The 21,458-nt window shown below is 65.1% G+C and carries 15 protein-coding genes; 8 read left to right on the top strand and 7 right to left on the bottom strand.

The window, feature by feature from the left end; all coding sequences use genetic code 11:
• The first annotated feature begins 106 nt into the window (after window positions 1-106).
• The 6 genes from ACJJV2_RS08780 to ACJJV2_RS08755 all read left to right on the top strand — a co-directional run bounded on the left by ACJJV2_RS08780 (window position 107) and on the right by ACJJV2_RS08755 (window position 6,149).
• Window positions 107-1,096 (top strand): MurR/RpiR family transcriptional regulator, encoded by a 990-nt coding sequence (locus ACJJV2_RS08780; RefSeq protein ID WP_405280065.1) that lies wholly within the window; start codon window positions 107-109, stop codon window positions 1,094-1,096.
• Between the two features lie 609 nt (window positions 1,097-1,705).
• On the top strand, window positions 1,706-2,560 hold the full coding sequence (locus ACJJV2_RS08775) for a transporter substrate-binding domain-containing protein (protein WP_082388543.1): 855 nt from the start codon (window positions 1,706-1,708) through the stop codon (window positions 2,558-2,560).
• A 46-nt stretch (window positions 2,561-2,606) separates the two neighbouring features.
• Window positions 2,607-3,332 carry an amino acid ABC transporter permease gene (locus tag ACJJV2_RS08770; RefSeq protein WP_405280061.1) on the top strand — a complete coding sequence of 242 codons (726 nt, stop codon included), beginning with the start codon at window positions 2,607-2,609 and terminating at the stop codon, window positions 3,330-3,332.
• Entirely contained in the window at window positions 3,329-3,982 is a 654-nt protein-coding gene (locus ACJJV2_RS08765; RefSeq protein ID WP_077376658.1) for an amino acid ABC transporter permease, read from the top strand. Before ACJJV2_RS08770 ends, ACJJV2_RS08765 begins: the two co-directional genes overlap by 4 nt.
• Entirely contained in the window at window positions 3,966-4,802 is an 837-nt protein-coding gene (locus ACJJV2_RS08760; protein WP_405280057.1) for an amino acid ABC transporter ATP-binding protein, read from the top strand. Before ACJJV2_RS08765 ends, ACJJV2_RS08760 begins: the two co-directional genes overlap by 17 nt.
• Before the next feature lie 60 nt (window positions 4,803-4,862).
• Window positions 4,863-6,149 (top strand): amidase family protein, encoded by a 1,287-nt coding sequence (locus ACJJV2_RS08755; RefSeq protein WP_405280055.1) that lies wholly within the window; start codon window positions 4,863-4,865, stop codon window positions 6,147-6,149.
• Window positions 6,150-6,286: 137 nt separating this feature from the next.
• Here ACJJV2_RS08755 and puuE read toward each other — a convergent pair whose 3' ends face one another.
• From puuE to ACJJV2_RS08740, 3 genes are all read right to left on the bottom strand, one after another.
• Window positions 6,287-7,240 carry an allantoinase PuuE gene (gene puuE / locus ACJJV2_RS08750; RefSeq protein WP_405280053.1) on the bottom strand — a complete coding sequence of 318 codons (954 nt, stop codon included), beginning with the start codon at window positions 7,238-7,240 and terminating at the stop codon, window positions 6,287-6,289.
• Between the two features lie 154 nt (window positions 7,241-7,394).
• Window positions 7,395-10,304: an ATP-dependent DNA helicase gene (locus ACJJV2_RS08745; RefSeq protein ID WP_405280050.1), complete on the bottom strand. Its 2,910-nt coding sequence runs from the start codon at window positions 10,302-10,304 to the stop codon at window positions 7,395-7,397.
• Entirely contained in the window at window positions 10,301-12,187 is a 1,887-nt protein-coding gene (locus ACJJV2_RS08740; protein WP_405280047.1) for a VRR-NUC domain-containing protein, read from the bottom strand. The genes ACJJV2_RS08745 and ACJJV2_RS08740 overlap by 4 nt, the downstream gene beginning before the upstream one ends.
• A 291-nt stretch (window positions 12,188-12,478) precedes the next feature.
• On the opposite strand from ACJJV2_RS08740, the gene ACJJV2_RS08735 reads away from it, so the two are divergent.
• A complete protein-coding gene (locus ACJJV2_RS08735; protein WP_054556084.1) occupies window positions 12,479-13,201 on the top strand; it encodes a DUF3581 family protein in 723 nt (240 codons plus the stop codon).
• Window positions 13,202-13,387: 186 nt separating this feature from the next.
• Here the strand turns inward: ACJJV2_RS08735 and selD are convergent, their stop codons facing one another.
• Window positions 13,388-15,751 carry a selenide, water dikinase SelD gene (gene selD, locus ACJJV2_RS08730; RefSeq protein ID WP_405280044.1) on the bottom strand — a complete coding sequence of 788 codons (2,364 nt, stop codon included), beginning with the start codon at window positions 15,749-15,751 and terminating at the stop codon, window positions 13,388-13,390.
• A gap of 146 nt (window positions 15,752-15,897) precedes the next feature.
• Here selD and ACJJV2_RS08725 point away from each other — a divergent pair, with 146 nt between their 5' ends.
• Window positions 15,898-16,545 (top strand): DUF479 domain-containing protein, encoded by a 648-nt coding sequence (locus tag ACJJV2_RS08725; RefSeq protein WP_405280041.1) that lies wholly within the window; start codon window positions 15,898-15,900, stop codon window positions 16,543-16,545.
• Window positions 16,546-16,560: 15 nt separating this feature from the next.
• On the opposite strand, the gene ACJJV2_RS08720 is transcribed toward ACJJV2_RS08725, so the two are convergent.
• The 3 genes from ACJJV2_RS08720 to ACJJV2_RS08710 are packed head-to-tail and all read right to left on the bottom strand — an operon-like array spanning window position 16,561 to window position 21,376.
• A complete protein-coding gene (locus ACJJV2_RS08720; protein ID WP_082388547.1) occupies window positions 16,561-17,748 on the bottom strand; it encodes an HlyD family efflux transporter periplasmic adaptor subunit in 1,188 nt (395 codons plus the stop codon).
• Complete coding sequence (locus tag ACJJV2_RS08715; protein ID WP_405280038.1) at window positions 17,745-20,033, bottom strand: type I secretion system permease/ATPase; 2,289 nt, start codon at window positions 20,031-20,033, stop codon at window positions 17,745-17,747. The genes ACJJV2_RS08720 and ACJJV2_RS08715 overlap by 4 nt, the downstream gene beginning before the upstream one ends.
• Window positions 20,030-21,376 carry a TolC family protein gene (locus ACJJV2_RS08710; protein ID WP_405280035.1) on the bottom strand — a complete coding sequence of 449 codons (1,347 nt, stop codon included), beginning with the start codon at window positions 21,374-21,376 and terminating at the stop codon, window positions 20,030-20,032. Before ACJJV2_RS08710 ends, ACJJV2_RS08715 begins: the two co-directional genes overlap by 4 nt.
• Window positions 21,377-21,458 lie beyond the last annotated feature (82 nt).

Raw genomic sequence — 21,458 nt, 5'->3', positions numbered from 1 at the left:
TGCACTGTCAGTCAGCACCTGGCCCAGGCTTTGCACTGTCTTGATGCAATCGTTGATGCAATCGTTGCTCTGCGCTCACGCAGAATCTTTCCAGGAGTGTGTCTTCATGCCACGAGCGCCCATAGATCACAGCGCGCCCCCCGAGGATGACGTGTCCGGTGAATCCCGGGCAGTGCACCCGGATGGGGAAGCGCCTGCCCCCGATGCCGATGCCACCGTCAATCTTGCTACCAGTCTCGCTCGCCATGCCGCAAGGCAGGGCACCAGGAGCCTGAGTCTGCATCAGCGTCTGACCCGTTCGCTTGAGGAGCTCACCCCGAATGAGCAGCGCATCGCGCGCTTTCTGCTCGCGCATCAGGATGAACTGGCGCTATACAACGCCGCGGAACTGTCACGCCTGACCGACGTCTCCAAGGCGACGGTCAGCCGCCTGTTCCGCCGCCTCGGCTATCAGGACTTCCGTGAAGCGCGGGACCAGGCGCGCAGTCTGCGTCAATCGGGTGTTCCGGTGGCGGCAGCGCCGACGGCAGACCATCACCAGCGCCACTATGAGCAGGAGTGTCGCAACCTGCGTCAGGCGCTGGCGGCGCTGGACATGCTCGACATGGAGGCACTGAGCAGCGCTCTGGCCAAGGCCGAGCGGCTGCAGATCATCGGCTTTCGCAATGCCTATCCACTGGCGCTGCACCTGCGCCAACAGTTGCTGCAGCTACGCGCGCAGGTGGCGGTGTTGCCGCAACCCGGCCAATCACTCGGCGAGGAGGTCGCACGCCTGGGCGCCGATGATGCCGTGGTGGTATTCGCCATGCGCCGGCGACCGCAGGGGCTGGCACGATTGCTTGAATGGCTGGGGCAGGCGCCATGTACGGTGCTGCTGGTCTGCGATGACAGCCTGAGCAGCATCCCCGCCGGTATCGAGCATGTTCTGCGCTGCCCGTTGGACAGCGTCAGCGCCTTCGACAGCTACGCTGCAGCCATGAGTCAGATCAACCTGCTGGCCACGCGCCTGCTGCATGACGACCTCGTCGGCGGGCGCAGTCAGATACGCCGCGTGACCGATACCTTCGATGCGCTGGAGGAACTGGGCGACGGCTGATCGTCCACCTTGAAGTGCTCCTGCCTTTCCTTCCTCTCTATATCTATCTCCCGGTGGGCCGCCAGCCTCGCTTCTGATCTGTGCGGCGGCCCGATTCGCCTCGTCGCGCTCTGCGCACCCCCAGGGCGCATGCACCTCCCTGACTGCATCATCTGCTGCCATGTCGCTGGTGTCGGCGCCCTGATCGCGCCGCCAGGCGAGGGCGTCATCCGCGATTTCGTCTCCCGCAGACGTGTGTCGTTTCTTCTCGTTGCTGCTCGCTGTTTTGCTTTCAGGCCTGTTCTAAATCCTGCGCTGAGGCGCGTGCTCAAGTGCGTTCGCAAGCCCATGCACAGTCGTGTGAGCCGCAGGTGACTCTGCGCTGCCTGCAACTCGATCACCTTATTGAGCACGAAGCGGAAGCTTTGGCACACCTGTTGCAAAGATTGATAAGGGAATCACTTGTTTCATTGGTCAGGTTCTGAAGACGAATGGGACAGGGAGTCACTGGATCTGACTCGGCGGGACACTCAACAACAACCAACAAAAATTCACTGCCGCAAGGCACCAGGTGCATGACGAGTCGTCCTCGCATCAGCGCCTGGCATTGACCGATACCGGAGTCGACCGATGAGCAAGCGTCACGAGAGCAAGGCCCAGCAGCGCGCCACACGGACAGGCAACAAGCAGCGTCTTGGCAACTGGGTCCGCAAGGGAATATTGCTGGCCCTGTGGGGCACGTTGGCGTCCACCGCCCTGAGCGCACACGCGGATGCACTGAGTGACATCAAAGATAGCGGGGTGCTGAAAGTGGCGGTGCCCCAGGACTTCCCGCCCTTCGGCTCGGTCGGCCCGGACCTCAAGCCGCGTGGCTACGATATCGACATGGCGCGCTATCTGGCAGACGAGATGGAGGTGAAGCTTGAGCTGGTGCCGGTCACCTCGGCCAATCGCATCCCTTACCTGCAGACCCGCAAGGTCGATCTGGTGATCTCGAGCCTGGGCAAGAATCCCGAGCGCGAGAAGGCGATCGATTTCTCCGATGCCTATGCGCCGTTCTTCCTCGGCGTGTTCGGCGAGAAGGGCAGTGAGGTGGACTCCGCGCAGGGACTGAGCGAGAAGACCATCGGCGTGACACGTGGCTCGGTGGAAGACATGGAGCTCAGCAAGGTGGCACCGGAATCGACCACCGTGAAGCGCTTCGAAGACAACAACACGACCTTGTCGGCCTTCCTGTCAGGGCAGGTCGAGATGATCGCCACCGGCAATCTCGTCACCGCCGCCATCGCCGAACGCAATCCTGCCCGCGTGCCGGTCAGCGTGCTGCCGCTCAAGAATTCTCCCTGCTATGTGGGCATGCGTCATGACACGCCGGCGCTCAAGGCGCGCGTGAATGAGCTGATCGCCCAGGGGATCGAGGATGGCACGCTCAATACGCTCTCCGAGACCTGGTTCAAGGCGCCGCTGCCGTCACTGGATGCCTGAATCGAGACGTCACACGTCTGATCCCTTTGCCCGTGAGGCTTGATCGATGAACTATCTCCCGGATTTCCCGCGCCTGTTGCCGTATCTGCCCGACCTGATGGCCGGGCTGATGACGACGGTCTGGCTGACGGCGCTGACCACCACGCTGGGGATACTCGGCGCGGTGCTGTGTGTCTGGCAGCGCCATCGTGCGCCGACCAGCCTCTTCAGCCGGCTGCTGGGCATGCTGGTGGAGCTGCTGCGCAACACGCCCTTCATCGTCCAGCTGTTCTTCATCTTCTTCGGTCTGCCGGCGCTGGGGCTGTCACTCAGTGCCGAGATGGCTGCGGTGATCGCGATGACACTCAACCTGGCGGCCTACAGCAGTGAAATCCTGCGTGCCGGGGTCGATGCCACCGGTCGCGGCCAGTGGGAAGCCGGGCGGGCACTGGGCCTTACCCGTTGGCAGAGCTATCGCCATGTGGTGCTGATGCCGGCGCTGGAACGCATGTATCCGGCGCTGACCAGCCAGTGCGTGATCGTGATGCTGGGCTCCGCCGTGGTCTCCCAGATCAGCGTGGCGGACCTGACCTTCGCGGCCAACTTCATCCAGTCACGTACCTTCCTGAGCTTCGAGAGCTACGTGGTGACGGCAGGCATGTACCTGCTGTTGGCCATCGCGATGCGCGCCTTGCTCAACCGCATCGGGCGTCACCTGTTCGGCTTTCGCCACCTGACGCCGGCCCCGCGTAGCCGTCTGTCTTCCCATGTCCTGAAAGAGGCCCACTCATGATCGACTTCACGCTGTGGGACATTCTGCGCAACCTGTTGCTGGCGGCGCGCTGGACACTGGCGCTGTCCCTGATCGCCTTCATCGGCGGCAGTCTGGTGGGGCTTGCGCTGACCTTTCTGCGCCTGACTCGCTGGCCGGGGGCGGCGCTCTTCTGTCGTCTCTATACCGAGCTGTTCCAGGGCACGCCGCTGTTGATGCAGCTGTTCCTGGCCTTCTTCGGCGTGGCGGTCTTCGGGCTGGATGTCTCGGCCTGGACGGCGGCGGCCGTGGCGCTGACGCTGTTCAGCAGCGCCTTCCTGCACGATATCTGGCGCGGCTGTGTCGAAGCGGTGCCCAAGGGGCAGTGGGAAGGGGCGCGGGTGCTGGGGCTCGGCTACCTGAAGACCATGCGTCACATCATCCTGCCGCAGGCGCTGCGCATGGCCATCGCGCCGACCGTCGGCTTCTCGGTGCAGATCATCAAGGGCACCGCGCTTGCCTCGGTGATCGGCTTCGTCGAGCTGACCAAGGCCGGCACCATGCTCAACAACGCCACCCTGGAACCCTTCACCGTCTTCGCGCTGGTCGCGTTGCTGTATTTCGCCATGTGCTATCCGCTGTCGCGGCTGGCTCGCCATCTGGAGGCACGTCTCAATGTCACTGCTCGCTGAAGTTTCTGCGCTGGATAGCGCCTCATCCGACGCCGCTGTCTCCGAGAGCGCACCTGTCTCCGACAGCGCCCCTGTCAACGAGAGCGCCAAGGCGCCGCTGGTCAGCCTGTCGGCGCTGACCAAGTCCTTCGGTGACGTGGCGGTCCTCAAGGGGATCGATCTCGAGGTGCGCCCGGGTGAGGTGGTGTCGATCATCGGTCGCAGCGGTTCCGGCAAGAGCACCTTGCTGCGCTGTATCAATCAGCTCGAACAGCATGACGGCGGCGCCATTCATGTCGCCGGCAAGCTGCTGGACGGTAGCGAGATGGACGCCGCCGCCCTGGCGCAGGATGTCGGCATGGTGTTCCAGAGCTTCAATCTGTTTCCCCACAAGCGCGTCGGCGAGAACGTGATGCTGGCACCGATGCTGGTCAAGGGCATCGCCCGGGATGTCGCCGAGCTCGAGGCCCGCGAGATGCTGGCCAAGGTCGGGCTGGGGGAGAAATTCGATGCCTGGCCGAGTCAGCTCTCCGGTGGTCAGCAGCAGCGGGTGGCGATCGCGCGCGCCCTGGCGATGCACCCCAAGGTGCTGCTCTGCGATGAGATCACCTCGGCGCTGGACCCGGAACTGGTCGGCGATGTGCTCAAGGTGCTGGAGCAGCTCAAGCGTGAGGGCATGACGCTGATTCTGGTCACCCACGAGATGAATTTCGCCCGCGATGTGGGGGACCGCGTGATCTTCATGCACCAGGGGCGTGTGCATGAGTCGGGCGACCCCGCGACGCTGTTCGCCAATCCGGCCACGGAAGAGCTGCGCCAGTTCCTCGGCGCGGTGCTATGAGCACAGCGTCTTGAGCGATCAGCGGTGGACCACATCATGAGTCGAAAGGAGTCGCTCCCAGTGGACAAGTGTATCTATGTAGCGCCGGCGCGTTTCTCGGGGCCGCGGGGGCAGAAAGAAGGCCCGCTGAATGGCCTGCGACTGGTGGTCAAGGACCTGTTCGCGATCAAGGGCGAGCGCATCGGCCAAGGCAACCCTGACCTGCTGGACAGCGCCCCCATCGAGCGGCAGACGGCACCTGCTGTCCTCGCGCTTCAGCAGGCGGGGGCCGATTATCGGGCCCGCACCACCACCGATGAGCTGGCCTATAGCCTCAACGGCACCAATGCGCATTACGGCACGCCGGAGAACCCTCGCGCGCCGCTGAGGTTGCCGGGAGGCTCAAGCGTGGGCTCTGCGGTAGCGGTGGCGCGCGGTGAGGCGGAGATCGGACTGGGGACCGATACCGGTGGCTCCATCCGTGTACCGTCCAGTTACTGCGGGCTTTATGGGCTGCGTCCGACCCATGGTCGTATCAGCATGACGGGTCTCAAGCCGCTGGCGCCGCGCTTTGACACCATCGGCTGGATGACGCGGGATCTGGCGACGCTGACGCAGGTCAGCGAGGTGCTGATGCCGGAAACGACAGCCACACGACTGCCGGCTCGCATCATCCTGCTGGTGCCGGAAGGACTGACCGCGGGGCCTTATCAGCGCCTGCTGGGGCCGCTGTCCCGGCGTCTTGAGTCGCTTGGCTTTCAGTGCGAGCGGCGCATGCTGAGTCAGACCTTCATGGCACGCGCCAGTGAAGCCTTCCGGGTTCTGCAGGGCTTCGAGATTCGGCGTACGCATCAGGCGTGGTTGAGTACGCCGGAGCAGGGGCCCGAATCGCGCTGGCCGCAGCTGAATCCGGATATCGCGGCAAGACTCAAATGGTGCATGACGCTCAGCGATAGCGATGAGCAGGCAGCAGAAGCCAAGGCAGCCACCGTTCGCCGCTGGTATCGCCAGCAGTTGGGAGCCAGTCATCAGGAAGACAGCGAGGCGCCAGCGGAGGCTGGCAGTCGCGCGCTTCATGCTCAGGCCGAAGCCACCAGCGAGGCGGTCTTCGTGCTGCCCACCACGCCGGGCGCCTCACCTTTGCTGGGCGCTAGCCTAGAGGTGATGGAGGCCTATCGTCATCGCCTGATGGGACTCACCGCGCTGGCGGGCTTGAACGGTGCGCCGCAGCTGAGTCTGCCGTGGCTTGCCGACTCGGCGGCGCGTCTGCCACAGGAATCCGCGCCCCCGCCCTGGGGCGTGTCATTGCTGGGCCTGCCGGGTCGGGATGAGAGCCTGCTGGCATTGGCCCGCATGTTGGAAGACTGACCAGCATGTTGGAAAACTGACCAGCGCTGCCTTGCATGTGCGATTGCAGACATTGTCTGGGGTTGAACAGAAACGCCGCATCCCGAAAGGGCTGCGGCGTTAGTGATGCTGGCACTTGGGATTGAAGTGATGGTTCGTCAGCTGGCGGGGGTATAGGGATGTTCGCGTTGCCAGTGTTCGGCGATATCGATGCGTCGCGTGATCCATACCTTGTCATGCGACTGAACGTAGTCGAGGAAGCGTTTCAGCGCCGCGAAGCGTCCCGGGCGGCCGGCGATCCGGCAGTGCAGTCCGACGGAGAGCATCTTGGGCGTGGTGTCGCCCTCGGCATAGAGCACATCGAAGGCATCGCGCAGGTACTGGAAGAAGTCCTCGCCGTTGTTGAAGCCCTGGGCGCTGGCGAAGCGCATGTCATTGGTGTCCAGGGTGTAGGGCACGACGAGATGCGGCACCTGCTCACCATTGGCGGTGGTCACCTCCATCCACAGCGGCAGGTCATCGCCGTAGTAATCGCTGTCGTAGGTGAAACCGCCGTGTTCCACCACCAGTCGGCGGGTATTGGGGCTGTCACGTCCGGTATACCAGCCCTGCGGTGCATGGCCGACCAGCTCGCGATAGCTTTCCACCGCGCGTTCCAGGTGGGCGCGCTCATGGGCCTCATCCATATGCTGGTAATGAATCCAGCGCCAGCCGTGACTGGCGATCTCGTGGCCATCCTCCAGGAAACGCGCCACCAGATCCGGATGGCGCGCCAACGCCATGCCGACCCCGAAGACCGTCAGCGGCAATTCCCGGCGCTTGAATTCATCCAGAATCCGCCACACGCCACTGCGCGAGCCATATTCGTAGATCGACTCCATGCTCATGTGCCGCGCGGGGTAGGCCTCGGCACCGATGATCTCGGAGAGAAACTTCTCGCTCTCGCTATCGCCGTGCAGCAGGCAGTTCTCGCCGCCTTCCTCGTAGTTGAGCACGAACTGGACCGCGATCTTCGCGCCACCCGGCCAGTTGGCATGCGGTGGCGTGTCGGCGTAACCGATCAGGTCACGCGGATACTCATCGCCCCATAGGGCATTGTCGGTGTCTGGCATCGTGCGGCTTCCTTGCGGATGGCTAACGTAACGTAATGAAGAGTGAAGACAAGAGCGAAGACAAGAGCGAAATGAAGACCCAATCACTCTCCATTGATGTGCAGGCTTTGTGCCATCACGGCGCATCGTGGCGTCGTCACGCTTGCATCCCGCATCAATTCGTCGGTGTCCACCAGCGAGGCAGCAACCGTGCGACTTCCGGGCGCATGAAGCGGTCATCGATCAAGTGGATCACGCCCTGATCCTGCTCGCTGCGAATTACTCGGCCGGCAGCCTGCACCACTCTGGTGAGCCCCGGGTACAGATAGGTGCAGTCATCGGCATTCAAGGGCTGGATGACCGGGCGCGGTGCGCGCGTATCGTCGTGTGGGTCGCCTTCAGCCTGTTGCGGCTGGCTACGCCGCTGTGCGTCGTTCTCCAGCCACGTGGCCAGACGCTGCTTGAGTGCTTCATTCTCGGGACTGAAACCGGCCAGTCCCAGGGTGGCGATGAAGGCCCCGATCAGGCGCGAGCCGGGCAGATCGATCCCTTCGCCGAAGGCGCCACCCAGCACTGCGAAGCCGATGCCTTGTCCCTCGGGCGTGAAGCGCTGAATGAAGCGGGTGCGCTCAGCCTCCGTCATGGCGCGGGTCTGGCGCCATTGGGGAATCTCCGGCGCCAGCTGTTGCAGAGCGCTGGCGACCTGTTCCAGATAGGCGAAGCTCGAGAAGAATGCCAGATAGTTGCCCGGGCGCTGTCGGTATTGGCGCGCCATCAGCTCGGCGATCGGCCGACAGGAGGCGTCGCGATCCCGCAGGCGTGTCGAGAGCCGATGACGACTGACCTGCACCTGGGCCGCGCTGAACGGGGAATCGACACTCAGCCAGACGGCGTCGTCCGCCAGACCCAGCAGGCGATGATGATAGGCCGGTGGATTGAGCGTGGCCGAGAACAACAGGGTGGCGTGACTGGCGCGCAGGCGGGGCGCCAGCCACGGCGCCGGGCTGACGCAGCGCAGTCGCGGCTGGATCTGGCGCACGCTGCGCCCGCGGGCCTTGCGTGGCCGGGCTGCTTCTCCTCCTCCTGCTTCTGCTTCTGCACCTGCATCCGATGCTACGCCGCAACTCGAGTTTGAATCGCTGGCAAGCGACGCCTGCCGCGCAGGGGGCGTGGCGGCGAGTTCGACCTCGAACAGCGAGTGATCGCCGAAGCCTTCGGCGAGTCGCGCCAGTGTCAGTGCCGCAAAGTAGGCCTCCATCATCTCGACATCGGGTTCCACACGGCGCCTGGCCGTGGAGGGGGGCGAGCCGGAGTCTGTCGTTGCAGTGCCTGTATCGGTAACACTCGGAGCAGCAGAGGAGGCATCGCTTGCGATCAGTCCCAGCTGTTCAGGGGCTTGTATGGCGGTGGCTCTCGCTGGCTGTTGCCTGGCCGCAGCAGGGTTTGCGGCCTTGTCAGGCTCCGCCAACCAGTCGCCCATCGCGCCGGTCCACTGGCTCAAGACCTTGAGGAAGTCGCCGGGCAGAGCCTCCAGCGCAAGGCGCCGCGCCTTGTGGCCTGCGTCCTTGCTATCGACCTTGCTCGCCTGTGTCTCGGCGTCAGCACCCTGCTTGAGCTGCTCCAGCGCTCGCCATTGGCGAGCCAGCGCGCGTGAAGCCGAGCGCAGCGGAGCCGGATGGCCCGTACGGCTCAACTGCTTGAGCAAAAAGTGGAACTGGCGCGCGTCGAGCTCGGTGCTGTACATGCCGCGGGCGCGCTCGATGAGGTTGTGGCTCTCATCGACCAGTACCACCGTGCGCCAGTCATTGGCCTGGGTCAGGGCGAACAGCAGCGCATGACTGTCGAAGTAGTGGTTGTGGTCGCCGATGATGACATCCGCCCAGCGCGAGAGCTCCTGGGCGAGAAAGTAGGGGCAGATGTCGTGGGCCAAAGCGTGGCGGCGTGTCGTCGCCAGTTTCAGGGGGCGTTGGTCGGCGAGGGCGGCGTCGCGCGCCGCGGGCAGGCGATCATAGAAGCCGCGCGCCAGCGGGCAGGACTGGCCATGACAGGCGAGGGTCGGGTGCTCACAGGTCTTGCTGCGCGCGCCCAGTTCCAGAATGCGTAGCGGTGTCGCCGGTGTCTTTTCCTGCCCCTCGCTGTCATCAGCGGCTGGTGCCAAGGTGGCCAGCGCATCGAGTGCCAGCGCGCGCCCCGGGGTGCGGGCGGTGAGGTAGAAGAGCCTGTCCGTGCCGCTTGCGGGCATCGCGCGCAGTGCCGGATACAGCGTCGCCAGGGTCTTGCCGGTGCCGGTCGGTGCCTCGGCAAGCAGCTCGCGGCCGGTCATCACCGCCTTGTAGGCGTGCTCGGCCAGCTGGCGTTGCCCGGGGCGCCAGCTCGGCCATGGAAAGGCCAGGCGGCTCAGCGCGCTGTCGCGGGCACTGCGATGGGCCAGCTCATTGGCGGCGAACTCGCTGAAGCGTGCCGCCAGACGTGCCAGCTCCGCCTCCAGCGCCTCACGGCTCCACCAGGCTTCCAGTCGCTGCTCATCATGCTGTGCCTTGCGGCTTTTGGGGTCAACCTGGCCAGTCTGCTCGTCTCGATCATCCAGGGCGCCCGCGTCCTTCTCGTTCTGCTCATCCTGCTCGTTCTGCTCATCCTTGCTGCCCTTGACGCCCCTGGGCGCATCCGCCGCGATGTCCAGATAGACCAGCGCCAGCGTGATGCCTTCGAGGTCTCGGCTGCGACACATCAGGGCGCCGTAGACGCGTGCCTGGGCCCAATGCAGGGCGCGATGGTGCGCGGGCTGGCGGGAGAGGTCGCCGCGATGGGTCTTGATCTCCTCGAGGCAGTTGCGCTTGGGATCATAGCCATCGGCGCGCCCACGGATGGTCAGGTTGCCGATGTCACCGCTGAGCGAGATCTCGCTTTCATAGTCCTTGCCGCGTCGGCGCACGATACGCTGATGACCACGGATGCCCTGCTGGGCAGTAGGCGATGGCGTGAAGCGCAGGTCCAGATCGCCCTCGCGCGCGGCAAAGGCACACAGTTCGCGTACTGCGATCCGGTAGCGTGCGGGCTCAGCGTGGGTCTCGTCCGCCTTGATCATGATGCAGGAGGTGCCTTGTGCCGGGAGCATTCGTCCGCTGAGGCTTCGGCCGCGCTCTGCCATTCGACGCGACACTCCAGCGCCGGCATCGCATGGCGTGCGAACAGGGCCAGCCATTGACGCTGGTTGTCCTGCAGACGGTCGGTCGGCGCCTTGACCTCGATCAGCCGATAACGGTCGCTGCTGTGCTCGGGGAAGAACTGGATCAGGTCCGGCAGGCCGGCGCGATGTTCGCGAGGGTTGGCCAGCAGGTGGCGGAAACAGGCTTCCAGATGCGCGGGCGGAATGCAGTCCAGTGCGTGGTTCAGCAGTTCCTCGCTCAACAGCTCCCAGTGCACGAAGGGTGCCTGAATACCCTGTTTCTGCTGGTGGCGTTCACGAATCACCGTTCGGTAGCTTTCATCGTTCAGACGTGCGAAGCAGGCCTCGAAAGCGGCCTGGCGACGACTGACGAAATCAGGGCGATAGAGGTCCGCCGGGCCGGTATGGAAGGCGTGGAAGAAGGCCCCCGGCAAGGGGGCGAACAGCGCCTCCCAACACAGCAGGGTGAAGAGCGCGGGAATCAGGCCATTCTCGACATAGAAGACCGGTGCCTCGGGCATGGCCAACGCATGGGCGGCCGCGCGCTCGACGCCGTGGATACCGTCAGCCGCGGATGTGGCAAGGTCGGGCACCGTAATGGTGATCTGTGGCGTGGTCGGCGCCTTGGCGCGTCTGGGCGCGGGCAATCCGAGGCCACGGCACAGACGCGGCAGGGCGCGTTCGAGTGCCAGCTGCTCGTCCAGCGTGATCTCGGCGCGCGCCAACCGCTCGCTGGCCAGCGCGTGAGCTGCGCTGATATCGCCCGACAGCTCCAGTGCTCTCACCCGGCGCGGCATGGCCCGCGGGGCATACGCGGAGTCCTCGAGACAGGCGTATTGACGGGCAGCGGTCTGATGCCAGCCCTGACGCTCGGCGTCGCGGGCCAGCGAGAAGCGCAGCCGGTCACGCCGCTGCGCCAGCCAGGCATTGGCACGATCATCAATAGCGCGCCCGCCAGTGGCATGAGCGTCAGTGAGCTGATGAGTCACGGACGGCTCACTGCGGAGCTCGTTTGCCGCTGCAGACGGCGTCGCATCCAGCGCCGCGACGATGCGCTGCCAGTGCAACTCAAGCTCGGCGTTCGCCGTGTGGCCCAGCCGCTCGCTGGCTTGCTGCCAGTCCTCACGCAGTTGCTCCAGCGCCAGATAGCGATCCACCTCCCAGCGATGGGTGAAGGCGCGCGAGGACGGCGACAGGGCGACCGTCTCGCAACGCAGCAGGCCCAGCTCGCTGAGTACGAAGTCCGATAGATTCTGGCGCAGGTTGCCGAAGAACATCAGGCTCAGGCGTCGCGACAGCTCACCCAGCCCGACACTCAAGGTGTCGGCGGCAGGGTCGTTCAACCACGCTGGCAGTGGCCGTGGCGTGACATCGCCCAGCAGCTCGCTGATGGCATCATGCATGCGACGCTTGGGCGTGCTTCTGGGCAGCTCGGCAAAGGCTGCCCGGAGGCGCGGCAAGGTCACCAGCGCCAGCATCTCGTCCAGACTCAGGTCGGCATTGTGGCGGCACAGGCCGTCAGGCGTGGCACTGTCGGCGAGCGGTGTGATCAATGGCTGGCTTGCGGCCTCGATCGCACCGATCTCGGCATAGTGCAGCTGTGAGCGCTCGAAATGATCGCCCTTGCGCATCAGCAGTCGCACCAGCAAGGCCCGCGAGGCATCCGGCAGGCGAGTGATGGCGTCCACCGTGGCACGCTCCGCCTCTGTCAGCAGATCGGCGTGACACTGGCAGACCCAGTCGATCAGGGTGTCGAAGTTGGCTAGGTAGTAGCGCGGATTGTCGAGGGGAGCGGCTTGCATGGCGACCTGTCGAAGTGGCGGGCAGTGCGGCGGTTTGCCCGAAAGCATGGGGTTATATACAGTATATGGCCATCTGTCGCGCTGCAATCTCTTGCAAAGCCTGTCACGAGTCACCACCTGACTGTCATCCAGTGGTAAAATCGTTTCATCTGCATGTCTTGAAAGCTTCATGACACGACAGGTGGGCAGGCGTGACAGCGCGTCGACCGCGATTCCTCCCCTCGGAGGCATTTCCGCGATGGTTCAGGACGGGCCATCGATCATCATTCAAGCAGGGCAGGAAGGCAGTCCATGTTTCTTGATCAGTTTCACCGGGTCGAAGATGGCCGCGTGCGGATCACCGCCGAGCAGGCAAGTCGTTTCGCCAAGCAGATGGCGGGGGATTACAACCCCATTCATGACCCGGACGCGCGACGCTTCTGTGTGCCCGGCGACCTGCTGTTCTCCCTGTTGCTGGCGAAATTCGGTCTGTCGCAGTGCATGACCATCCGTTTCTGCGGCATGGTCGGCAATGATGTGCCCTTGATCTTCGAAGCGCTGGACGCCCCCGACGAGAATGGCGTGTCCCTGCTGGTGCGTGACGAAGCCGGCAAGGTCTACCTGACGGTCGAGCGCAGCGGCGATACCACCCATGACGAGGAAGTGGTCGCCAATTTCACCCGCCAGTACATCGCCTTCTCCGGGCGCAACTTCCCGCACTTCCTGCAGCCGTTGATGCTGGAGAAGGGCGTGATGTTCAACCCGGCACGCCCGCTGGTGATCTACGACAGCATGGGCTTCTGTTTCGAGCGCCTGGATATCGCCGACCTGCACCTCGATTTCGTGGGGTCCTCGCTCGAGGTCAACGGCAAGCGTGGTGATACCCTGCTCGAGTTCAGCATCCATGATGGCGAACAGTGCATCGGCAGTGGCTCCAAGAAGCTGGTCGTCAGTGGGCTGCGGGATTACTGCGCCGAGACCATGGATGCGTTCGTGGAGTCCTTCGAGGCGCTCAAGCGCGAAGCTGAAGCCTGAGATAGCCGGTCAGTCTGACGCTTGTCGCCAGACGCCCCGCGCATGAGTCGGCAGTCATGAAGACGCCCGCCAGAGAGTTCTCTGGCGGGCGTCTTGCCATCTGAATGTCACAACGCTTGTGAAGCGTCGCTGCGAGTCGCCGGTTGTCATTGACCGCCGGTTGGCTGGCTCGCCGTCTAACCGTTCTCAGCGCTTGATGCTGATCGGCGCCAGTGCATCGCCCTGGGGTGTGATGCGCCCGATGATGGCGCTGGCGTGATAGCCGGCGGCCTTGAGCGCGGCCAGACAGGCCTCGGCTTCCCCGGGGGGCACACTGGCCAGCAGGCCACCGGCCGTCTGCGGATCGAACAGCAGCGGATAGCGCGGATGATCGATGACGCCGGCCTGGTCCTTCAGGGCACGCTTGAGGCGCAGATTGGCCGGTTGCAGCGAGCTGACCACGCCGCGGGCGACACAGTCCTCGGCGCCGTCGAGCACCGGCAGGGCATCGATCTCGAGCTCGGCATCCACGCCGCTGGCGCGGGTCATCTCGACCAGATGGCCGAGCAGACCGAAGCCGGTGACATCGGTGGAGGCGCTCGCCTGATGCGTGCTCAGAATATCCGCCGCGCGCTGACTGGATTGCTGCATGCTGTCCAGCGCGGCGTCGATCCAGCGGCCGCGGGCTTCCAGGCGTGCGTGCGCTGCCAACAGCGTGCCGGTGCCGATGGCCTTGGTAAGCAACAGCACATCACCCGGCTGCATGCCGCCCTTGCAGGTGACGCCGGCCAGGCTCTCCTCCACCAGACCATTGAGCGCGAAGCCCAGTGCCAGCTCCTGACCTTCGCCGGTATGGCCGCCGACCAGACTGCAGCCCGCCTCGTTGAGCACCTCGGTCGCGCCTTGCATCAGCTCGCGTACCAGCGGCTCGACCTTGCGCTCGACCCCCTGTGGCACCGTGGCCACCGCCGTCGCCGTATGCGGCGTCGCGCCCATGGCGTAGAGATCGCCCAGTGCGTGATTGGCGGCGATGCGCCCGAACAGATAGGGGTCATCGATGAAGGCGCGGAAGAAGTCGACGCTGTGCACCAGCGCCTGTCCTTCGGGCACGCGTACGATGGCGGCATCATCCGGGGCATGCAGCCCGACCAGCACGTCCGGGTTCTCGCGCGGGGCCAGACTCTGCAGCGCTCGCGACAGCACGCTGGCGCCGACCTTGGCCCCGCAGCCGCCGCAGCGCATCGCCAGTGCAGACAGGGCCTGATGTGCCTCCTGCTCATCCAGCTCGGCGGTCAGGCGCGGATGCAGCTTGCCATCGCTGCCCTTTAACGCCTGCCAGGCAGCGCTGATGCGCTGGTCCAACCCGGCAAGGCCGCCGGTGACCGTGGCGTCCTGCATGCTGGGCAGTTCATTGAAGCGTGCCATGAACTGGCGATCGATATGGTCCTTCCAGCGCCACAGCCACGGGCGCAGACGCGGGGCGACCAGCCCCAGGCTGCCGCGCGAGGCGATGGCGTCGCGATCCCCGGTGCTGATCAGCGCCAGCCAGCGCGACTGCGGGATATGGTCCTTGAGTGGCTCGCCGCGCACGGCCCGTCGCAGATTGTCGGCCAGTGGCCGCGCCTGACGCACGGCAAACACGCCGGCCTTCTCGCGGGGATGGTTGAGCTGATGCGCGATATCGCCCGCGGCGAAGATGGCGTCATCCTCAAGCGTCTGCAGGCTATCGCGAACCTTGAGGAAGCCATCCTCGTCCAGGCTCAGTCCGGTCTTCTCCAGCCAGCGCGCACCACCGGCCCGTGTCACCCAGATGGCCTCATCGGCCTGATGGCAGGCACCGCTGGCACTGATCAGCTGGCGCTGGGCGGTCGAGGATGCGCGTTCGACGGCCGTGATCTCCTCACCGTAATGCACCTGGATACCGCGCTCGTGCAGGGTAGTGGCAAGCGCCTCACTGACCGAGTGAGCATGGGTGGGCAACAGACGCTGACCGCGGGTGATCAGCGTCAGGTTCGGCGCGAGCGCATCGGGCAACTCGGTGGCGAGGCGCTGCTGGATGGCCAGCAGCAGCTCGACCCCGCCGGCACCGCCGCCGACCAGCACGATATCGAGCGGGCGCTCGGCGCTTCTGGCACGCTCGAGCAGACTCAGCCAGCGCTGCTGGAAGGTGCTGATCGGCTTGACCGCCACCACGGGGGCGTCTGCGGCTTCAGGGTCACCGATACCGTCGATGTGGGACAGGCGAGGCGTGGAGCCGATATTGATCGACAGCAGGTCGTAGTCCACCGCCGGGCGCTCGGCGCAGATCACGCGGCGCTCGCGGCGGTCGATGTCGATCACCTGATCGCGATAGAAGCGGGCGCCGGCGAACTGACACAGCCGGCGCAGGTCGATATGCACATCGTCGAACGTATAATGACCGGCGACGTAGCCCGGCAACATGCCGGAATAGGGCGTGTCGGTGTCGCGACAGATGACGGTCAGGCGGACACCGGGCTCTGGCTGCATGGCAAAGCGCATCAGCACGCCGACGTGGCTGTGCCCACCGCCGATCAGGACGATATCTCGCACGATAGGCGCTTTGACTGGCATGGAGGCGGACGGCATCGTGAATCTCGATAGTCAGTAGAGTAGGGAAACAGGAGCAGGGGTATGCAGAGCCAGGGCGCGCCAGATGAGACCGGCGACAGGATTCGCAAAAGCAGGAGTCTAGCAACTTGAACTTTCTCGGTCATGCACGCCTGAGTCTGGCGGGCAGCGATAACTTCCTGTTTGGCAACCTGATTGCCGATGGCGTGCGCGGCAGTGACCTGAGCGACTGGTCGCCGGAGGTAGAGGCGGGCATCCGCTTTCACCGCCGCTGCGACGCGGTGATCGACGCCCATCCCGAGACACGCTGGTTGTTGACCCAGGTGCCGCCTTCGTCGCGACGTGTCGCCGGCATCGCCTTCGACATGATGTGGGATCACCTGCTGGCCGCCGAGATGCATGATGACGATATCGAGCGCCTCTATCGCCTGCTGGCGCGTGAGGAGGTGCCGTCACGCCTGTCGAGCCTGATCGAATGGATTCAGGTGCGCGATGCACTCAGGCGCTATCGGGAGCTGGAGTTCACGCTCGCGACCATTGCCAGCATCGGCGAGCGCATGACGGCCAGACGCCGCTTACGCCAGACAATTGATACCCGCCAGACAAGTGATACTCGCAATGGAAGGCATACGCACAGGGTGGGGAATCTGGATGCAGACGCCAATCCGCTGGCGGACATGACGCCGTGGCTGGAGGATAACCGCGCGATGCTCGAGGACAGCTTCGCGCGGTTGTGGCCGGACATGCTGGCATTGCGTCAGCCGCCCGCTATCTGACGATCAGGCTTGCGCTCAGCGCAGCTCCAGACGCGTGAAGGGCCTCAGCAGGTAGGAGAGCACGCTGCGCTCGCCAGTCTCGATGTCGACCGTGGCGACCATGCCCGGCTTGATCGGCAGCGTCTCGCCGTTGTGCTCAAGCGCCGCGGTCTCGCTGCTGACCAGCACGCGATAGTAGCTTTCCTCGCCGCGTGGCGTCTCCTCCTCCAGGGTGTCCGAGCTGATGCGCTCGACCTTGCCCTCCAACGTGCCGTAGACCGCATAGTCGTAGGCGCTGATGCGGATCGTCGCCGGCATGCCCGGGGCGATGAAGGCGACATCCTGCGGGCGAATGCGCGTCTCGAACACCAGGGTGTCCTCCAGTGGCGTGATCTGCATGATCTCCTCGCCGGGCGGAATCACCCCACCGCGCGTGGTGATGGCGATGTTGTTGACCACCCCGCGCACCGGCGAGAGCAGCCGGGTACGGTCCAGCTGATCACGCCGCTGCACGCTGGTTTCCTCGAGGGCGGCCAGCTCGGACTTCTTGTCGGCAAGCTCGGCGTAGGCATCCTGCAGATAGGTGTTGCGGATCTCGGCCTGACGACCGTTGAGCTCGGCGATCTCGCGATCCAGCTTGAGCATCTCCATCTCGCCCACGGCACGCCGCTTGACCAGCGGACGAATCACCGCGAGCTGACGCTGAGCGGCACTGATTTCCTTGCTGACCGCATTCAGGGCGCTGTCACGCTTCTTGCGCCGGGCCGTGAACAGCTCGCGCTCGGTGGCGGTCAGTGCCTCGTTGTCACGCACTTCCTCGGGGAACTCGATGCTCGACTTGTCCAGCACCTCAGCCTCCAGACGGGCGATGGTGGCGCGCAGCGCCTGCGCCTGACTCAGTGACTCCATGTAAGCGGAGCGGAAGCGGGTCTCGTCGATGGCGGCCAGCAGCTGACCGGCCTCGACGATCTCGCCTTCGCTGACCATCATCTCGTCGAGGATGCCGCCCTCGAGGCTCTGGATGGTCTGCTGGCGCGAGGAGGGGATGACCTTGGCTTCGCCACGCGCCACCTCATTGACCTCGGCCCAGCTGGCCCAGGCGATGAACAGTGCGATGACCAGGAAGCTGGCCCACAGCAGCGGACGCGACCAGTGGCTTTCCAGCTTCTGGTCCGGCGCGCCCAGCTCGCGTTTGATGAGTTCGGGATCGAAACGCTGGCTCATGAGGCCTCCTGGCGCTGACGGGATGCGGAGGTGGCCGGTGTCTTGCCGGCCGTTTGTCTGGCCATGATCTGATCCAGCGGGCCGTCCATGACGCGCTTGCCGTGGCGCAGCACCAGGGCGCGTTCGACCCAGCCGAGCAGCGACTTGCGGTGTGTGGCCAGCACCAGGGTGCGGCCAGCAAGCCAGGGGCCAAGGGTCTTGATGACGTGTTGCTCGGTGGCCTGATCCAGCGAGGCGGTGGGCTCATCCAGCAGCACCACGGCCGGGTCCTGCAGGACCAGGCGGGCAAGGCCGAGGCTCTGGCGCTGGCCACCGGACAGGCTGTGGCGGTCATGCAGCATCATGTCCAGCCCCAGCGGGTGGCGGCGCACGAAGTCGCCCAGTCCGGTCATCTCGATGACCTCCAGCAGGCGCATGTCGCTGACATCTCGCCCGTCGATGCATAGGTTGTCGCGCAGCGTACCGCTGAACAGGCTGATGTCCTGCGGCAGATAGCCGATGGCGCGCTGGCGGTCGGCAGGATCGATCTGACTCAGGGCGAGGTTGTCGAGGGTCAGCTCGCCACTGGTGGGCGTGAAGTAGCCGGCCAGCAGACGCAGCAGAGTACTCTTGCCGGCGCCGTTGCCTCCCAGCAGGGCGAAGTGCTCACCGGGCGCGATGCTCAGGCGGTCCAACGCCAGGGCTTCCGGGGCTTCCTCGTCGTAGCGCCAGTGCAGATTCTCGGCCTGGTAGTGCCCGCGTGCCTGGGCGAGGCGCGCGAAGCGACGATCGCTGGGACGCTCGATGTCGGTCTCCATCAGCGCATCCAGCCCTTCCTTGGCGACCTTGACGTGCTGCCAGCGACTCAGCAGCGCACTGATCTGCAGGGTCGGGCCGATGGCGCGCGACGAGAGAATCGAACAGGCGATCAGGGCACCGACACTCAACTCGCCGGCCATGATCAGGTAGACCCCGGCGATGATGACGCCGACATAGGCCAGCTGCTGCATGCCGGTGCCCCAGCTGGTCAACCAGGCGACGGCGTGGCGGAAGGTGACGCCGCGGTGCGTCTGCTCTGAGGTCAGGCGCTGCCATTGACGGCTGGCATGGCCCTCGGCGCGACAGGCCTTGAGATTCTCGAGGTTGTCGAGGGTCTCGAGCAGCACGCCGTTCTTGACCGCCGATTCGCGCATGCCTTCACGCGACAGACGCGACAGCCACGGTTGCGCCAGCAGCACGGGAATCAGCATCAACACGATGGCCGCCACCGGCACCCAGACCACCGGGCCACCCAGCAGGGCGATTAGGCCCAGGAACAACAACGCGAAGGGCAGGTCACCACAGGCGCCGAGGGTCGAGGCGGTGAAGAATTCACGGATGGCGTCGAAGTCACGAATCTGGCTGGCCATCGCCCCGGTCGAGCGCGGCTTGGCGGCCAGGCGCATCTGCACGGCGTGGCGAAAGATGTGATCGTTGAGTTCGAGGTCGATCTTCTTGCCCGAGTTCTCGATCAGCTGCGCTCGCAATGCGCGCAACAAGGCTTCCAGCCCGATGGCGAGCATCACGCCGATGCCCAGCGCCCACAGCGTATCGACGGCGCCGGTCGGCACCACCCGGTCATAGACCTGCATCGCGAACAGGGCCGTGGCCACGGCCAGCAGGGCGGCAAGCGAGGAGGACAATGCGACCTCGGCGAAGACGCGCCAATGCGACTTGAGCCGTGAGGTCAGCCAGTGCCCCTTCCGGGTCTGGCTGTAGCCTTCCGCGCGCTCCAGCGAGATCTCGCCATGCGCAAACAGCGCAATGCCGGCGTAGGCGGCAGCCAGTTCGGCCTGTGGCAGCCAGTAGGCGCCACCGGACAGGGGATCGAGCAGCTTGTAGCCGGGGCCGCTGGGGGGGGTGTCCAAGTCATCGCCTGCCTGGGTGTCGCTCGTGTCGCTGCCCGACTCACTAGATGACTCGCTGCTCGATCCCGTGCTCGACTTGGCAGGCCACTGATGCGAGGCCTCATGGGACAGCAGCACGCGACTGCTGCCGTCTTCCAGCAGCACGACACAGGGCATCAGGCTTTCGGGAATCTCGCTGAGCGGTGCCTGACTCAGGCGCGCGGCGATTCCCTGGCGCGACAGGGCCTGCTCCAGATCCTGCGGCGCCAGTTCACCCTTGGTGAGTGGCATGCCGTGTCGCAGGCGCTCGAGATCGATGCCGTGGCCCTGCAGGCGCAGCAACTGGCGAACGCTCTCCAGCAATGGGTCGGGTTGCGATGTCGCCGTGGCCGAGGAGACGGTGGTCTGTGGGGCGCTCATGGGCTGACTCCCTGGCTGGCATGGTGATGAGAGTGGGGCAGCGAGGTGTGCGCCGTCTCTGGCGGGGTGGCAGCGGCTTCAGCCCGATAGGGCGAGGAGACCAGCGGCAGGGCACCAAGCTGGGTCGCCAGGTCATATTGATCGGTGAGCAGCTGAGTATTGAGTTCGATCATCTGGCGCCGTGCGGCGAATATCTCGCTCTCGATGGTCAGCAGATCCTCGATATTGCGCGAGCCGGTGATGAACTGGTCGCGATAGCTGCTGCGCAGGCGTTCGCCGCTTCGTGCCTGCTGATCCAGCGCCTTGATGCGCGCCTCGACCGCAGGCTGACTGGCTGACAGACGCTTTATCTGGCGGCGTAGCTCGCGGGCGGTGGAGGCGATCTCGAACTGGGCGGCGGTCAGGCGTGCGCGGTCCGCTTCGGGCTGGCGCAACGGCGTCAGACCCTGGAAGACCGGGGCCTCGATGCGCAGGCCGATGCTGGAGTCGCTGACCATGTCGTCGTTCGACTCATAGCGTGAGCTGGTCGCCTCCAGACGCAACTCCGGCCAGCGCTCGGCCTCGCTCAGGCTCAGGGCGTGGCGCGCGGCATTCTGCTGGCTGACATGACTGCGATAGGCCGGCGCGTTGGTGATGGCGGCATCGGTGGTGGCGGGGTCGCGGGCCAGATCCGCCACGATCGGCAGCGGCGGCGGGGCGCTCAGGGCGACATCCCTGAAGGAGCGGCCGCTGAGTATCTCGAGCTCCTGACGGGCGGTGTCGGCATCGCCCTGCAGGCGTGCCAGCCACTCGCGGGCACTGGCAAGATCAACGGCGGCCCGGTCCAGCTCGACCCGATCCCCATAGCCCGAGAAGGTGCGGTCATTGGCCAGGCGCTCGAGGCTTTCGAGCTTCTCGATGTAATCGCGCACGCGGCGCATCATGGCGCGATTGGCGCCCAGATCGATATAGGCAGTGATCGCCTCCTGGGCGATTTCCATGCGGGTCTGATCCAGGGTGTCACGCTCGACGTTCCGCTCTGCCTTGCGCTGCTCGACCTCGGCCTCCACCTGGCCCCAGTCGTACAGCATCTGGCTCAGGGTCAGACGGTAACCGCCTTCGGTGAAGTTGTCCTCGGTGCCGACACTGCTCTCCAGGCGCGGCCAATAGCCATCCTCGGCGATCTCGATCTCCGTGCCCGCTGCACGCACATTGGCCCGAGCGGCCTCGATGCGAGGGTCATGGGCAAGCACATCGCTCAGCACGGCGGCGAGATCGCGATTCGTCTGGGCAGTGGCCGGGAGTGATGCTGAAAGCGCGGCGGAGATGACAAAGATGGCGACGCAACGCTTCGTCGCTGGCATGCGCGGCAGTGTTGCCTGTCTGTGGGCAGACGGGCAACGAAATAGGGTGGGCATCATGTGACTCCTTGTCTTCAGAGTGTCC

It is taken from the genome of Cobetia sp. Ld8 (assembly GCF_045066615.1).
Taxonomy (GTDB): Bacteria; Pseudomonadota; Gammaproteobacteria; order Pseudomonadales; family Halomonadaceae; genus Cobetia; species Cobetia amphilecti.
This window is presented reverse-complemented; position numbering and strand designations above follow the sequence as displayed.